Genomic DNA, 16,862 nt, shown 5'->3' with positions numbered 1-16,862 from the left:
TATTAACATGAAGTGAAAGAAATCAGAATATTTTAATTTATACGAGTAGGAGGAATTTATATGTTTAATAATTTGTTCTCAAAAGGCAAGATAGGATCTATGGAAATGCAAAACAGAATTGTAATGACACCTATGGGCATTCACTTAGGAAATCCGGATGGTTCAATGTCCGATGAAACCGTTGCCTTTTACGCTGCAAGAGCAAAAGGTGGAGTAGGAGTTATATTTACAGAGGTTACAATGATTGAAGAGTCAAGAGGTAGAGGAAATTGTAGGCAAATGTCTGCAGCACATGATAAACATATACCTGGTTTAAAAAAATTAGCAGATGAGATTCACAAATATGATAGTAAAATAGTAGTTCAAATATATCATCCAGGCAGACAAGGTATAAGCGCTATTAATGGAAATTTACCAATGTTAGCACCTAGTGCTATTGAATGTCAATGTGTACATCAACCAACAGTGGCTATGACAACAGAAGAAGTTGAAGAGATGGTAGAAAACTTTATAGCTGCTGCAGTAAGAGTTAAAAAAGCAGGTATAGATGGTGTTGAAGTACATGGAGCACACGGATACCTAGTAAATCAATTTTTAAGTCCTCATACAAATCACAGGACTGATAAATATGGTGGAAGTTTTGAAAATAGAATTAGATTTTTAGAAGAAATAGTAATTGGTATTAGAGAAAGATGTGGAAAGGACTTTCCGTTAATTGTAAGATTATCCGTTGATGAATTTTATGAAAAAATAGGTTTTCCAGAGGAAGGGCTACATCTTGAAGATGGTGTTGAGATATCTAAGCGATTAGAAGAATTAGGCGTAGATGCAATAGATGTTAGTTCAGGTACTTATGAAACTATGAACACTGCTTGGGAACCAACTTCCTTTGATCAAGGCTGGAAAATAAATTTACCAGAAACTATAAAAAGATCAGTAAATATTCCTGTTATTGGGGTTGCAGTTATTAGAGAACCTGAATACGCAGATAGTATTATAGCAGAAGGAAAAGTAGATTTTGTTGGTTCTGCAAGACAACATTTTGGAGACCCAGAGTGGTCAAATAAGGCTAAGGAAGGCAGAGCTGATGAGTGCAGAAAATGTATATCCTGCCTTCACTGTATGGAAACACTTATGTTTGCAGATATGACAAACTCACCTTGCCAGTGTGCTATAAATATTCAAAGTGGTAGAGAATTAGATTATAGCAATTTTAGAGAAGACGGCGATGGAAGAACTGTAGCCATAATAGGTGCAGGTCCAGCAGGTTTAGAAGCAGCAAGAGTTCTTGCAATGAGAAAATTCAAGCCTGTAGTATTTGAAAAATCAGATAAAATAGGTGGACAGCTAGAATTTGCAAATAAGCCTCCAAAGAAAGAAAAAATAACTTGGCTTATAGATTATTTAAGAGTACAGGCTGAAAAATTGGGAGTAGAAATAAGATTAAATACTGCACCTACTATAGATGATTTAAAAGAACTAAATCCTTATGCAGTATTTGTTGCACAAGGTTCAAATCCAATAATGCCAAAGTCTATATCTGGTATTGATGGTAAAGAAGTTTTATCAACTGTAGATATATTAAGTGGAAAAGTTAAATTAGAAGGAAAAAAAGTTGGTGTAGTAGGTTCTGGTATGACTGGATTAGAAACATCAGAATTATTAGCTGAGATGGGTAATGAAGTTACTGTATTTGAAATGGCTGACAATATAGGACCAGGACTATTTTTCCAAAATCTTATAGATATAATGGGCAGAGTTTCTCAGTATGGTGTAAAACTTTATCCAAAGCACAAATTAATTAAAATTGAAAATGGAAAAGCAACTTTTGAACTTATGGAAAGTAATGAAATTAAGGATTATTCCTTTGATAATATAATTATTTCATTGGGAACTAGATCTAATACTGAATTATTAGATCAGATTAATACTAATTTTCACATAGTTAAAATATTAGGTGATGCATCCAAGCCAGGTAAAATTAGAAATGCAATGGAAACTGGTTTTGCGAATGCATATAATTTATAAAAATAAATAGCAGGAGGAGTAGTATTATGGGAAGATATGCACAAACTTGTCCAATTATTTGTGGAGCAGGAACAATTAGTTTATTAGGTGAAGAGGCAAAAAAATTAGGTTGTACAAAAGTTATGATAGTATCAGATGAAAATGTTGCAAAATTAAATGGATATGCTAAAGCAAAAGAAAGCTTAATAAATTCAGGTTTAGAAATAGTAGAATTTAAGAAAATAATTGCTGATCCACCGGATTATATTATAAATGAAGGCGGAGAGCTTGCTAAAACAGAAAAGATAGATGGTATAGTTGCAATTGGTGGGGGAAGTCCTATGGATGCAGCTAAGGGTATAAATGTATTAGTTAATAATCCAGCTCCTGTAAATCAATACTTTGGAAATCCTTTTTATACTCCGGGAGTTCCTGTAATAATGGTAGTTACAACTGCAGGAACAGGAAGTGAGAGTACCTCTATTGGAGTAATAACAGATACAATCAACAATGTTAAAAATTCTGTTATTTGTAATTCAACTTTAGGTATATTAGATCCAGAAATAACTACATCTGTTCCGGTAGATGTAACCGCTAATACAGGTATGGATACAATTTCTCATGCAGCAGAAGCAATTACAGCAAAATTTCCCAATCCTAAGTCAGAACTTTTAGCATCGGATGCTATAAAAAAAGTATTTGTTTCTCTTGAAATAGCTATGAAGGATGGTAAAAACATTGAAGCAAGGGAAAGTCTTTTACTAGCAAGTAATTTTGCTGGACTAGCTTTTAATGATTCTTTGGTGCATTTAGGACATGCTATTGCCCATTCAGTTGGTGCTAAGTTCCACATTGCACATGGTGCTGTATGTGCAATTGGATTACCAGAAGTTATGAAGTATGCTTCTAACATTAAAGCTGATAAAGTTAAAGTTGTTGGAGAAGCTATGGATATTAGCTTTAATGGAAAAGAAACAGATATAGAAATTGGAGAAAAGGTAGCGGCAGAAATACGTAAATTCGCTAAAAAAGTAGGTATTAAATCTTTAGAAGAATTAGGGATAGTAAGAGAAGAATTAATAGGTATAGCAGACATGGTATTAGCTGATGCATGTTATAATTTCGTACCCAAACAACTAACTAAGAAAGAAGTTCAAGTAATTCTTGGAGCTATGTACGATAATTATAAGTAAGTTATATACTCTATAAAACCTTTATTTATATAGGGTAGAACTGTATAATAAAACTGCTATCCTATATAAATAATATTTAGTTATTAAGGAGGTATTATGGATATAACTTCTTTAAAATATTTCATAAAAGTATGTCAAGATAAAAACTTTACTAAGTCAGCTAAAGAGCTTTTTATAACGCAGCAGGCACTTAGCAGGATAATTAGCAATCTGGAGAAGGAACTGGGCACTCCACTTTTTAAAAGAACATCTCGCGGCGTTGAATTAACTGAACTAGGTGAATATGTTTATCCCAAAGCTGACAAACTTATAAAAGAGTTTGATGTTTTTCAAGATGATATTTACAATAAAGTGAAAATGAAAAAAAGAAAGTTAAAGGTAGGTTTTGCACCAGGAACTCTACGTACTTTAGGAACCAAAGAAATAGTTGAGTTTAGTAAGGACTTTTTAGGAATAGATATTGTTATACATGAATATAGGGATATTGAATGTGAAGCTAATGTACTAAATGGAAGCCTTGATATCGCATGCACTATAAATCCAAGAAACAAAATTGATTTTTCATATTATCATTTAAAGAAGGATTACTTTGTAGCTGTAGTAAATAAAAATAATCCTATTGCTAAAAAAGAGAGTATAAGTTTTACAGATTTACGAAATGAAAAACTTATTTTATTAGATGAAACCTTTCGAATACAATCCTTAATAATGGATCATTTTATAGAGGCGGGATTTGAACCTAATATTTATACAAAATGTACTTTTGATTTATTAATAGCATACGATTTTGTAGCCTTAAATAAAGGAGTATTTGTTTTTGTGAATTCTTTGGCTAATATAGCTAATTATGATGAACTGAGCTGTATTCCAATCAATAGTCCAACTGCTATTTGGGATATAGGATTTATTGTGAAAAAAGATACAAAAATAAATCAAACTATGAAAATATTTATGAATTACTTTTTGAGTAAAAATAATCAAAATATAATTGAATGACATCTATGAAAATACTCTGCACTTTTACTCTAATATTAAGGTGTTTTAGTAGTAAAGAATAAAGCATATGTCTTATAATAAGATTATTATAAGTGTCATATGCTTTTTATTTTTACCCATAAAAGTCTCAAGGGGCTATAAAATTTCACTAATAATTAAGGAGAATTTATATGAATAGAAAAATAGGAGTAATTGCCTCTGATGCAGAGCTTAAAAATAGCATTATAGAATTATTTCCAGAGGATGTAGAACAAGGGAAAGTTATTATAGATATATTGGATTCCAATAAAATGGAAGAGCAGGGGAGAATATTAGAGAGTAAAGGTGCTAAGGCGATTGTAGCAAGAAGTGGGGGATATATTTATACAGTTAGCAAGGTTAATGTTCCTGTAGTGCATTTGAAGATTACTACACTAGATATTTTACGTGCAGTAAAAATAGCAAGTATATATAAGAAACAGATAGTTTTGTTTATTTCTATTTATGAATACTTCGATTATGACGAATTAAAAGATTTAATTAAAACTAATATCACAATTGAAAGATATCGTATTAAAGAAGAGATAGAGGACAGAGTACGTAAGTATATTGATAGAAGTAAAGAATTTGTAATTGTTGGGGGAGGAATCCCATGTAGCTGTGCTCGAAAACAGGGAATAGACAATGTTCATATAGGTGCCAGCAGAGAATCTATTCATGAAGCAATCACATATGCAAAAGAGTTAGTAGATGGTTTATATGAACAAAGATATAAAAATGAGGTCCTTAAAACCATATTGGATGGAGTGCATGATGCTGTCATAGCAATAGACGCAGAGGGTAAAATCATACTATATAATGAAAGAGCAGAGGAATTATTAAAGAAAGATAGCAAAGATGTGATGGATAAAAAACTTTTAGAGGTTTATCCAGAACTAGGATTCATGATAGAAGTTTTGAAGGATAAAATTAATCAATATAATAAAATTAAAAAATTAAGGAAGATTATAATTACTTCCAATACATCTGTTTTGGAGGTGGATGGAAATATTAATGGTGTTTTATGTTCCTTTCAGGATATTACTAAGCTTCAAAATTTAGAAAAGAAAATAAGATATGAAATGAACAAAAAAGGACTTGTTGCTAAGCATACTTTCAAGGATATTATTGCATATGATTCTATTATGCAAGATACTGTCGCTAAGGCAATAAAAATTGGTTTGACAGATAGCACTGTTATGATTTGTGGAGAAAGTGGTACCGGTAAGGAAATTGTTGCTCAAAGCATACATAATATAAGTAGTAGAAAGGAAGAACCCTTTGTAGTTGTTAACTGTGCAGCTATATCAGAAAGTCTTTTGGAAAGTGAACTTTTTGGATACGAGGAAGGAGCATTTACAGGAGCAAGAAAGGGTGGAAAGCCAGGATTATTTGAACTGGCTCATGGGGGAACTATATTTTTAGATGAAATAAACAGTATGTCCCTTAGTCTTCAAGCGAAGCTGCTCCGTGTTTTAGAGGAAAAAGAAGTAATGAGAATAGGTTCAGATTATGTTATCCCTTTAGATGTAAGAGTTATCGCTGCTGCTAATGAGGATTTAAAGAAAAAAGTTAGAGATGGAAACTTTAGAAGTGATTTATTCTATAGATTAAATATTTTAAAGCTAAGTATCCCACCTCTTAGACAAAGAACGGATGACATAATTCCACTATTTAAATATTACTTGAAAGGACTATCGGAAGAAAATGATGAACTAGAATTAAGTTGTGAGGATAAGAACAGAATAGTAAATCATACATGGCCTGGAAACGTAAGAGAGTTGAAAAATGTTGCTCAAAGATATGTGCTATTCCATGAACTTGATTTGGATGAATATGAAGATGAAGGTGAAGGGATACAATATGAAAAAATGCAGTATATAGATAGTAATGTTAGTTTAAGGGATATGTATCAATCTATAGAGGAAAAGATGATAGAAATATTATCAAATCAAGGTATGACAAAGACAGAAATAGCTAAACAGTTAGGAATAAGCAGAACTGCTTTATGGAAGAAGAAAAGAGTACAGGACTAAAAAGGCGTAAACTAAGTTAACGTTATATTAACTTAGTTTACACCTTTTTTATGTGAGAAAAATAATATATACATTGAAATGCCACTTTAAGCACTGCTTTAGCATTGGCATGACAGTTGCTTATAAATATTGTATTGATACTTTTTTATCCGATGGCTACCCGCTCTAATACTCCCTGCGCACGGTGTGAAAGCGATTCGCACCAAATCAGAGTTTGGGCTCTCTGCTTTTCTCAAAGAGGGAGTAAAGAGCGGCTACGCCACTGGATTCGTTCAACTAAGAATCAGATGGGGATTAAAACATAATCTGATTCAAGTTTCACTTCATTTACTAGGAGGTAGACATGGAATTTAAAAATTTTAATCAGTTAATTGAAAAAGTTCAAAACGATAAATCACAGAAAAGAGTAGCAGTAGTAGCAGCACAGGATGAGCATACCTTAGAAGCTGTACTCAAAGCTAAGAAAGATAACATTGTAAAACCTATATTGATAGGGGACAAGATAAAGATACAAAAAATATTAGCAGAATTAAAGGTAAATTTGGAAGATAGCTCAATTATTAATGTGGAAGATGATTCTGAAGCAGCAATGAAAGCAGTAGAGCTTATACGTGAAAATAAGGCAGATTTCATAATGAAAGGAAAAATCCAAACAGCAGACCTTTTAAAGGCAGTAGTTAATAAGGAAAAAGGCCTTAGAACAGGAAATGTTATATCTCATATTGCAATGTATGAAGTCCCTACTTATCATAAGCTGCTAGCAATTACAGATGGTGGAATGATGATGTATCCAAATGTGGAAGAAAAAAAGCAAATTGTTGAAAATGCTGTTAACACTTTTGTTGCTATGGGTTATGAAACTCCTAATGTTGCAGTTTTATCAGCAGTGGAAACGATTAATCCTAAGATGCCCGAAACGGTAGATGCAGACATGCTAAAACAGATGAATCAAAGAGGAGAAATAAAAGACTGCATTGTTGAAGGCCCTATATCCTATGATCTAACAATGTGCAAAGAATCAGCAGATATAAAAGGCTATAGCAGTCCAGTAACCGGGGATGTAGATATATTAATTGTTCCTAATATTACAACAGGAAATATATTGGGAAAATCCCTAAGCTATTCTGCAAATGCAAAAATGGCAGGATTTATAGTTGGAGCTAAGGTGCCAATTGTTTTAACTTCAAGGGGATCTACAGCAGAAGAAAAATATTTGTCGCTAGTGTTATCTGCATCAGCAGTTCAGCAGTAAACCAAAAGAGATAGGAGTAAAATTATGAAAAAGTTATTAACAGGAAATGAAGCTATTGCTCGCGGAGCATGGGAAGCAGGGGTAAGGTTTGCTTCTGCATATCCAGGAACACCATCAACAGAAATACTTGAAAATATGTCGCAATATAAAGAGGTTTATTCAGAATGGGCTCCTAATGAAAAGGTCGCTGTAGAAGCAGCAATAGGTGCATCTATTGCAGGAGCAAGATCTCTAGCGGCAATGAAGCACGTAGGACTTAATGTTGCAGCAGATCCACTATTTACTTTTGCTTATACAGGTGTTAATGGAGGAATGGTATTAATATCAGCAGATGAGCCAGGGCAACATTCATCACAAACAGAACAGGATAACCGTAATTATGCAAAGTCTGCTAAAGTTGCAATGTTTGAACCTACAAACAGTCAAGAAGCAAAAGACATGGTAAAAGCAGCTTATGAAGTTAGTGAAAAATTTGATATTCCTGTTATGATAAGGATGACTACGAGATCCTGTCATTCTAAAGGAATAGTAGAATGTAAGGATAGAGAAGAAATTGAAATTAAAGAATATGTTAAGAATGCAGCAAAATATTTAACAGTTCCAGCCCATGCGAGAAAGCTTAGAGCATCACTAGAGGAAAGAATGAGCAAGCTTCTGGAATTCTCAAACAGCATCGACTTAAACTTCATTGAATGGAATGATACTAAAATAGGAGTAGTTGCTTCAGGTGCTGCTTTCAGCTTTGCGAAAGAAGTCTTTGGGGATACAGCTTCATATTTAAAATTAGGATTTACTAATCCACTTCCTACTGAAAAGATTAAGGAATTTGCTAGCAAGATTGAAAAACTCTATATTATAGAAGAAAATGATCCATACATTGAAGATAAAGTTAGAATGTTAGGATTTGATTGCTATGGAAAAAATCTTTTCCCGGCTTTCGGAGAAATGACGCCAGATGTTATTAGAAAGGCTGTATATGGACAATCCAATGAAACTATAGAATATGATAAAAATGAAGTGGTTTCGAGACCGCCATCATTCTGTGCTGGATGCCCTCACAGAGGTTTCTTCTATGAACTTGGAAAGAGAAAGAATGTAATGGTGTCTGGAGATATCGGCTGCTATACTTTAGCTTTTGATGAACCATATGCTGCAATGGATACAGCAGTATGTATGGGGGGAAGCTTAAGTATTGGACATGGAGCACAAAAAGTTTTCAATATGAAGGAAAATAATAGAATGAGGGTTGTATCAGTATTGGGTGACTCGACATTCCTGCATACAGGTATAAATTCACTTTTAGAAGTTGCATATAATAAAGGAAATACAGTTAACGTAATACTTGACAATAGAATAACAGGTATGACAGGACATCAACAAAATCCAGGAACAGGTTATACACTACAGGGGGAAGAGACAGTTGAAGCAGATATAGACAAACTTGTTAGAGCATGTGGCATTAAAAATGTAGCAATAATAAATCCAAATGATCTTAAATTAGTAAAGGATACGTTAGATTGGGCATTAAGTCTTGATGAACCTTCAGTAATCATTACAAGGTGGCCATGTGTTCTTAAGAAATTTACAGAGCAGGACAAAAAGGAATTTGCTACTGCGTTCCAAAGTAAATGTAGAGTTGATGATGAGAAATGTGTTGGATGTAAGATGTGCGTAAAAACAGGATGTCCAGCTATATCTGTTGAAAAAGCAAATAAAAAAGCGAAAATTGATTTAGATACATGTGTAGGCTGCGAAGTTTGTCTTCAAGTTTGCCCAGTTAAAGCTATAGGAAAGGTGGAATCTTAATATGGTAAAGAGTATTCTTTTAGTAGGAGTAGGCGGACAAGGTACAATACTTGCTAGCAAACTGCTAACAACAGGTCTTATGGAAGCTGGATATGACGTAAAGATGAGTGAGATTCATGGAATGTCACAAAGAGGTGGCTCTGTATCATCTCAAGTTAGATACGGAGAAAATGTTGAATCTCCAGTTATTGAAGTTGGTGGAGCAGATATACTAGTTTCTTTTGAAAAGATGGAGGCATTAAGATGGCTCGAATATTTGAAGAAAGATGGGAAAGTTGTAGTTAATGACTTTCAGATAAATTCTATGCCTATTCTTTCTGGAAAAGTAGAATATCCTACAGGTATTATAGAAAAACTCAGCGAAAAGGTTAAAACAATAGCTGTTGATGCACATAAGTATGCTGCAGAGATTGGAAACTCAAAAGTTACTAATGTTATTTTACTGGGAACCATTATTAAGGCAATGAAACTTGAAAAAATAAACTGGGAAAAGATTATAAGGGATAACGTTAAGCCAAAATTTGTTGATCTTAACCTAAAGGCTATTGAAGTAGGAATGAATTTAGTATAAAAATATTCATTAAATCTAGAATGTATGTTGCAAAATAGGAGGAATTAAAGTGAGTTATAAAATATTGTCCATTAATCCAGGCTCTACGTCAACTAAAATAGCTATCTATGAAAACGAGCTAGAAGTATTTTGTAAAACTCTAAGCCACCCTGCTGAAGAGCTTGAAAAATATAATAACGTTGCAGAACAATTTAATATGAGAAAAGAAGTAATACTTTCATTTTTAGAAGAAAATGGTTATAATGTTAATGAACTAGCAGCTGTTGTAGGAAGGGGTGGAATGGTTCCAAAAGTCAAATCAGGAGCTTATATAGTTAATGATAAAATGATAAATAGGTTAAAAAATAACCCTATTATGGAGCATGCTTCAAATCTAGGAGCACTAATAGCCCATGAAATAGCAGCTGAGTTTAACATACCAGCATATATCTATGATTCTGTAAGAGTAGATGAGTTATCAGATATAGCTCGTATATCAGGTATGCCGGATATACCAAGGACAAGTAGTAGTCATGTTTTAAATTCCAGAGCAACAGCAATGAAAGTTGCTAAAAAGTATAATAAAAAATATACAGATATGAATTTTATTGTTGCCCATTTAGGTGGAGGAATATCGCTAAGCATTCATGAAAAAGGACAAATAGTAGATATAATATCAGATGATGAGGGACCTTTCTCACCAGAAAGGGCAGGTCGTGTTCCTTGCAGAGATCTTATAGATGCTTGCTATTCAGGAAAATTTAATAGGGATACTATGAAGAAAAAGTTAAGAGGAAATGGTGGATTAAAAGCATACCTTAATACAGTTGATGCTAGAGAAGTTGAAAAGATGATTGAAAGCGGAGATGAAAAAGCAAAGCTAGTTTATGAGGCTATGGCCTATCAGATTGCCAAGGGAATAGGTGAGCTTGCAACAGTAGTAAAGGGAAAGGTAGATGCCATTATTATCACTGGTGGTATAGCATATTCTAAAATGATGACAACTTTGATAAAGGATCGTGTCGAATTTATATCACCTGTTGAAATTATGCCTGGAGAGAATGAAATGGAAGCTTTAGCATTAGGTACACTTAGGGTGCTAAAGGGGGAAGAAAATGCTAGGGAATATGAAGGTGACTAAAGTTTGTGTAGTACGTTAAATTTATCCGATGACTACCCGCTCTAATACTCCCATCTTTATATGAAACTCCTCTTCCTAACGTCGGAGGAGTAAGCGATTCACACAAAATCATAGATTTTGGTTCTCTGCTTAACTGTACGTTGCGAGCGGCTACATCCCTGGATTCGTTCAACTAAGAATCAGGTGGAGTTGAAACTCCATCTGGGTGATAGCATTTACTGTTTTGTATAGTAATGAAATATATAAGGCCTAGCGGCTAAAAAGCTAGGCCAAACAACCCATGCGCACCCCGCAAGAGGCTAGTTATAATATCGTTTAAAAGGAGTGAAAAGGCAATGATATCAAAAGAAATGTACGAATTAGGATCAAAACGCTCCGTAATTAGAGAGTTATTTGAGTATGGAAAGCAGCAGGCTGCAATTGTTGGAAAAGAAAATGTATTTGATTTCAGTATTGGAAATCCAACGGTTCCAGCACCAGAGTGTGTAAAAGAAGCCATGATAGAATTGCTGGAAACATCAAAATCAGATGAAATTCACGGTTATACTTCTGCACAGGGAGATTTTGAAGTAAGAAAAGGACTTGCTGATTATATGAACAATACATATGATTGTCAGCTTAAAGCAGATAATTTTTACATGACATGTGGTGCGGCAGCCTCATTATGTATTACACTTAAGGCTCTTACTGCAAGCCCTCAAGATGAATTTATTATTATTGCGCCTTATTTTCCCGAATACCAAGTTTTTATAAAAAATGCAGGTGCAAAGGTTGTAGTAGTGCCAGCAGATACAAAAGATTTTCAAATTCAGATGGATTTACTAGAAAAATCTATTACTTTTCACACAAAAGGGATCATAGTAAATTCTCCTAATAATCCATCTGGCGTTGTTTATTCAGAGGCAACATTAAAATCTTTAGGAGAGTTATTAAAAAGAAAATCTAAAGAATATAATAAGCCTTTATATCTTATATCAGATGAACCTTACAGAGAGATAGTTTATGATAATATACAGATACCATATGTTCCAGCTTATTATGAGAATACAATTATATGTTACTCATATAGTAAATCACTTTCACTTCCGGGAGAAAGAATAGGTTATATCCTGGTTCCTGATTGTGTGGAAAATGCTAAGAATATCTATACAGCAATATGCGGAGCAGGACGTTCTCTTGGATATGTATGTGCACCAAGTATGTTTCAAAAGATAGTTTTGAAGTGTATGGGAAAAACATCAGATGTAGCATTATACGATACAAATAGAAAAATGTTATACGATGGACTTAGTAAAATGGGTTATCAGTGTGTCAGACCAGATGGAGCATTTTACTTGTTTGTAAAATCCCTAGAAGAAAGTGCTGTTAACTTTTCTGAAAATGCAAAGAAATTTAATCTTTTAGTTGTACCAGCAGATGATTTTGGATGTCCAGGATATGTGAGAATTTCCTATTGTGTGGATCCAGAAATGATAAAAAGATCCTTTGATGCATTTCAAAAATTAAGAGATTTATATCGCTAAAAGTATCTGTTTATATTTCATAGTATAAGGAAAGCATGTAGTTCATAATTATACATTATAGAACCACATGCTTTATTTTTATTATAATTCTATACTAACCTTATACCTCTTCAGCCGTTCGCTAACTAAATTTTTAATTATTTATCCTATTGAAAAGGATTGTATTATTAATTTAATATTGATATAATACATTAAGTAAAGTTTATAATAAACTTGCTTTGATTGTTATAATTTTGGGATAATTTGATTTTTGAGTTAAAGAGCAACTAATTCATTCATATCTTAAATATTTTTTTAAATAGGAGATTATGTATATGAAAGAATTTAGTATTAACACAAAAATTTATTTTGGAGAAGGATCTTTAGACAGACTAAGTGAAATTAAAAATAAAAGGGTGCTAATTGTATGCGATAAATTTATGGAAACCTCAGGTATGGCTGCAAAAGTGAAAGAAAAGCTTGTTGATTGTGAAGTAGCTATATATAGTGATATTGTACCTGATCCATCTGTAGAAGTTATTGCCAGTGGTATTCAAAAGTTACAAGGTTGTAATGCTGAAATTATGATAGCTCTTGGTGGAGGTTCATCAATTGATGGAGCCAAGGCAATAAAAGAATATTCGAAAAAAGTTACTGGAGGAGTTTCTTCTATAGAAGAGTTCTATGCTATACCTACTACAAGTGGTACAGGCTCAGAAGTGACAGAATATGCGGTAATTACAAATAAACAAGAAGAATTAAAATATGCTCTTGCAGATAAATCTCTTCTTCCGACAGTTGCTATTCTTGACCCAGAATTGGTGAAATCTGTTCCTAAAGCTATAACTGCTGATACAGGAATGGATGTAATAACACATGCTATGGAGGCTTATGTTTCAAAGAATGCTACTGATTTTTCAGATGCTCTTGCAGAAAAAGCTTTTACTTTAGCTTTTAGATTTTTACCACAGGCTTATGCTGATGGAAATGATTTAGTAGCAAGAGAAAAACTTCACAATGCATCCTGTCTTGCTGGTATAGCCTTTAACGCAGCCGGACTTGGAATTACTCATAGCTTAGCCCACGCTGTAGGTGGCAAATTACACATTTCTCATGGTAGAAGTAATGCGATTATACTTCCTTATGTAATTGAATATAATGCTAATTTAAATAAAGGCGCTTTTAATGTTGAATATGGAGTAGCGGCTAAGAAATATCAAAGACTTGCCAAACTACTAAAGTTACATGCACCAAATGTAAATATTGGCGTTAACAATCTAATTAGAAGTGTTATAGACCTTCAAAAGACATTGACGATTCCAACAACATTAAAGGAACAAGGTGCTGATATGGAGTTAGCTAAGGCATATAGAGAAGAAATTGTTAGTGCAGCTTATAAGGATATATGTACAATGGCGAACCCTAGAGAAGCAACAAGTGAAGACTTATTGAATATTTTAGATAGAGTTTTGGGATAAAATATTGTGTTTTAAACCACTCATTAGTGAGTGGTTTTTTGTGATATAAAAAGAGCTGAGAAAACGTTTAAAATATAATATAATTAAAAATATAACTAAAAAAGGAGAGTAGTCATGACTGGTGACTTATATTCAATAGGGAAAGTTGAAGAAATATGCAAAATAACAAAGAAAGCACTAAGATATTATGACAGAATGAACATACTATCCCCTGATAAAGTATGTAATGAAAATGGCTATAGATATTACAGTAAGAAAAATTTATTGTCTGTGCCTGTTATAAGGTATTATAAACAGAGTGGGTTCAAATTAGAGGAAATGAAGGCTTTTTTAGAAGGGACGACCTATGATTTCGTTGATAAAAGCTTTAGAAAAAAGATTGATGAATTAGAAGAACTTGATAGAGAGATAAATTTAAAAATAAGATCAGTGAAGGATTGGCGCGATCTCATAGTTGAGGCACAGATGGTGCTTGAAAATAATGTTTGTGATGTGGCTATAAAATATATAGATAACAGAAGATTGATATTTTTAAATCAAGATTTCCAATATGATTACATGGATTCTATAATTAACATAGAGTTTAATAATTATATAGATAATATAAATAATGCAATAACTGGTCCTGTAATTATAAATTTCCCATCTTATAAGGACAAAATGAATGGAAAATGCAATAAGATGAAAATAATGCAGCAGACTGTTTTAAAGTGTAAAGAAGAAGAAACCATTGAATATGGTGGTTGGATGGCAGCTTCTTGTTATCATATAGGGGCTCATGACAGCGTTGATAAAACATATAAAAAGATAGAAGATTGGACTAGACAACATGGTTATATATGCTCGGAAGAATGCTATGAAAGATATGTGACAGATTATTGGACTACTAAAAATACTGATAGATTTGTAACAGAAGTTATGATTAAAATTAAAAGATAAGAGACATAAGCGGTAAATAATTATCTTAAATGATGATTATTTACCGCTTATGTTTTTTTATGGAGCTTATTCCTGCATATAAGTCAACTTTCTAGCTTTGAATCCTATGCGATTCCTAATATCATAAATATTTTTTAACGAGTCTTGGGTGTGAAATATATCTTATTATACTGAAAACATTAACCCTAGGGGAAAGTATTCTAAAAAAATATAATGCTCATTGTGAAAAAAATACTAATATTGTTGCTTAAAAAATTCACATAAATACCTTATAAAGGAACTGAAATCGATTAATCAACTTGCGAAATAGCGCTAAATACAGTAGTAAATGTAGAAATTTAGATTTTATTCGAATGTTCTTGTGAAATATATATTGACCTTACCCCATAGGGAAAGGGATATAATCTAGTTGAAAGAAAAATAACTAAAAGATATAAATGAAAAGTTGTTTAATAATTTAATAATTAAATACCCCAAATTATAACAATCTCAAAACAATCCTATTATGAAGTTACATTTAAGAACACATTAAAAAAAAGCCATTAATGTATAAGTGAAAGGGGTTCTATTTTATGGAGGAAGTTTCAAGGACTATAACCTCAGAAACGATTGGTGCAAAAAATAAGTTAAAAGGTAATTTTTTAAAAAAAGGTATTTCAATCGCTCTTTTTTCAGGTCTTATGTACGGGTTCTACTCAGCGTTTTTAACATTGGGAATGACGAAAGGAGTATGGGGCGATTGGTATGGTGTTAATGCAGCAGGTTTATCAGCAATTGTTATAACATACGTACTAGGTGCTCTTGGTAGTGCCGTAAACGACACCTGTAGTGCAGTTTGGGCAATTATTTATGCAACTTTCAAAGGCAAACTTGGAGATTTTCTTAGATGTCTTAAAACTAAGCCAGGCACTGTAATGATATTTGCGGCTCTTATAGGCGGACCTATTTCAAGTACAGCCTATGTGGTAGCCTTACAAATGGCAGGTTCAATAGTTATTCCAATTACGGCTCTTTGCCCTGCTATTGGTGCTATTTTAGGAAGAATATTATTTAAGCAAAAATTAAACAAACGTATGATGCTTGGTATTAGTATTTGTGTTTTATCTAGCTTTATGATCGGTAGTACTAGTATTGGTGGCGATGCTCCAAAGGGAATGTTCCTTGGAATTTGTATTGCTTTTATAGCAGCTCTTGGATGGGGATTTGAAGGTTGTGTAGCTGGATATGGTACATCTATGATTGACTCGGAAATTGGGATCACAATCCGCCAAGCCACATCTGGACTTTCAAATTTATTAATATTAGTACCTTTATTTGGTTTGCTGCTTGGTGATGGAATTAAATTCTCAACTGACCTAACTATTCAAGCATTTACAAGTGGGGCTGCAATGATATGGTTTGCATTAAGTGGTCTGTGTGCTTTCGTCTCTTACATGAGCTGGTACAACGGCAACAGTATGTGTGGTGCTGCTCTTGGTATGGCATGTAATGGTACATATTCCTTCTGGGGACCATTTTGCTGCTGGATAGTTCTTGGAGTAATAGGTGGTATGGAAGGTTGGACTTTACCGACAATAGTTTGGATTGCTGCTTTATTAATGATGTTTGGTATCCTCATAATAGCTATGAATCCAATAGACTTATTTAGAAAAAAGGAGATAGCAGAAAATGATGTCGCTTAATTTTGCTATATTAAAATATTTTACACAAGTTAATGAGGCTTGTGCTGATGATGTTACAAATGCTTTAAAAGAGGAATATGGCAGTTTTAAGGATTTAAAAAAGAAAGTTGTAATAACGGCTTTAGCGACAGCAGAGGCAATTGGCATTATTGAAGAAACAAGATTCCAATTAGATAAAAGTGGTGAGGTAAAGGTTTACTATCGTTCACAGGAAGAAGATGCTGCAAATTTAATATATAAAAGTAATTAATATATAAAAGAA

Annotated in this window: 13 protein-coding genes; all 13 read left to right on the top strand. The window is 33.1% G+C overall.

What is annotated here, in order from left to right; all coding sequences use genetic code 11:
• Positions 1-60: 60 nt before the first annotated feature.
• The 13 genes from CLMAG_RS18200 (at position 61) to CLMAG_RS18140 (ending at position 16,850) form a co-directional block, all read left to right on the top strand.
• A complete protein-coding gene (locus tag CLMAG_RS18200; RefSeq protein ID WP_066625916.1) occupies positions 61-2,028 on the top strand; it encodes an oxidoreductase in 1,968 nt (655 codons plus the stop codon).
• Positions 2,029-2,054: 26 nt separating this feature from the next.
• Entirely contained in the window at positions 2,055-3,200 is a 1,146-nt protein-coding gene (locus tag CLMAG_RS18195) for an iron-containing alcohol dehydrogenase (protein ID WP_066625911.1), read from the top strand.
• A 96-nt stretch (positions 3,201-3,296) separates the two neighbouring features.
• Positions 3,297-4,196 carry a LysR family transcriptional regulator gene (locus CLMAG_RS18190; RefSeq protein ID WP_066625908.1) on the top strand — a complete coding sequence of 300 codons (900 nt, stop codon included), beginning with the start codon at positions 3,297-3,299 and terminating at the stop codon, positions 4,194-4,196.
• A gap of 170 nt (positions 4,197-4,366) precedes the next feature.
• Entirely contained in the window at positions 4,367-6,250 is a 1,884-nt protein-coding gene (locus CLMAG_RS18185; protein ID WP_066625905.1) for a sigma 54-interacting transcriptional regulator, read from the top strand.
• A gap of 343 nt (positions 6,251-6,593) precedes the next feature.
• Positions 6,594-7,502 (top strand): bifunctional enoyl-CoA hydratase/phosphate acetyltransferase, encoded by a 909-nt coding sequence (locus CLMAG_RS18180; RefSeq protein WP_066625902.1) that lies wholly within the window; start codon positions 6,594-6,596, stop codon positions 7,500-7,502.
• Positions 7,503-7,526: 24 nt separating this feature from the next.
• A complete protein-coding gene (gene iorA, locus CLMAG_RS18175; protein WP_066625899.1) occupies positions 7,527-9,308 on the top strand; it encodes an indolepyruvate ferredoxin oxidoreductase subunit alpha in 1,782 nt (593 codons plus the stop codon).
• Between the two features lies 1 nt (position 9,309).
• Positions 9,310-9,879 carry an indolepyruvate oxidoreductase subunit beta gene (locus CLMAG_RS18170; RefSeq protein ID WP_066625890.1) on the top strand — a complete coding sequence of 190 codons (570 nt, stop codon included), beginning with the start codon at positions 9,310-9,312 and terminating at the stop codon, positions 9,877-9,879.
• Positions 9,880-9,928: 49 nt separating this feature from the next.
• Positions 9,929-10,999, top strand: coding sequence for a butyrate kinase (gene buk / locus CLMAG_RS18165; protein ID WP_066625888.1), 1,071 nt, complete (start codon positions 9,929-9,931; stop codon positions 10,997-10,999).
• 335 nt (positions 11,000-11,334) lie between these two features.
• Positions 11,335-12,522 (top strand): pyridoxal phosphate-dependent aminotransferase, encoded by a 1,188-nt coding sequence (locus tag CLMAG_RS18160; protein WP_066625885.1) that lies wholly within the window; start codon positions 11,335-11,337, stop codon positions 12,520-12,522.
• A 314-nt stretch (positions 12,523-12,836) separates the two neighbouring features.
• A complete protein-coding gene (locus CLMAG_RS18155) occupies positions 12,837-13,979 on the top strand; it encodes a 1-propanol dehydrogenase PduQ (RefSeq protein ID WP_066625883.1) in 1,143 nt (380 codons plus the stop codon).
• Between the two features lie 114 nt (positions 13,980-14,093).
• A complete protein-coding gene (locus CLMAG_RS18150; RefSeq protein ID WP_066625879.1) occupies positions 14,094-14,918 on the top strand; it encodes a MerR family transcriptional regulator in 825 nt (274 codons plus the stop codon).
• 572 nt (positions 14,919-15,490) lie between these two features.
• A complete protein-coding gene (locus tag CLMAG_RS18145; protein ID WP_066625876.1) occupies positions 15,491-16,600 on the top strand; it encodes a hypothetical protein in 1,110 nt (369 codons plus the stop codon).
• Positions 16,587-16,850: a hypothetical protein gene (locus CLMAG_RS18140; RefSeq protein WP_066625874.1), complete on the top strand. Its 264-nt coding sequence runs from the start codon at positions 16,587-16,589 to the stop codon at positions 16,848-16,850. Before CLMAG_RS18145 ends, CLMAG_RS18140 begins: the two co-directional genes overlap by 14 nt.
• Positions 16,851-16,862 lie beyond the last annotated feature (12 nt).

This window comes from Clostridium magnum DSM 2767 (assembly GCF_001623875.1).
GTDB lineage: Bacteria > Bacillota > Clostridia > Clostridiales > Clostridiaceae > Clostridium_AM > Clostridium_AM magnum.
Note: the sequence above shows the minus strand (reverse complement) of the source record. Positions and strands in the feature narration are given on the sequence as shown.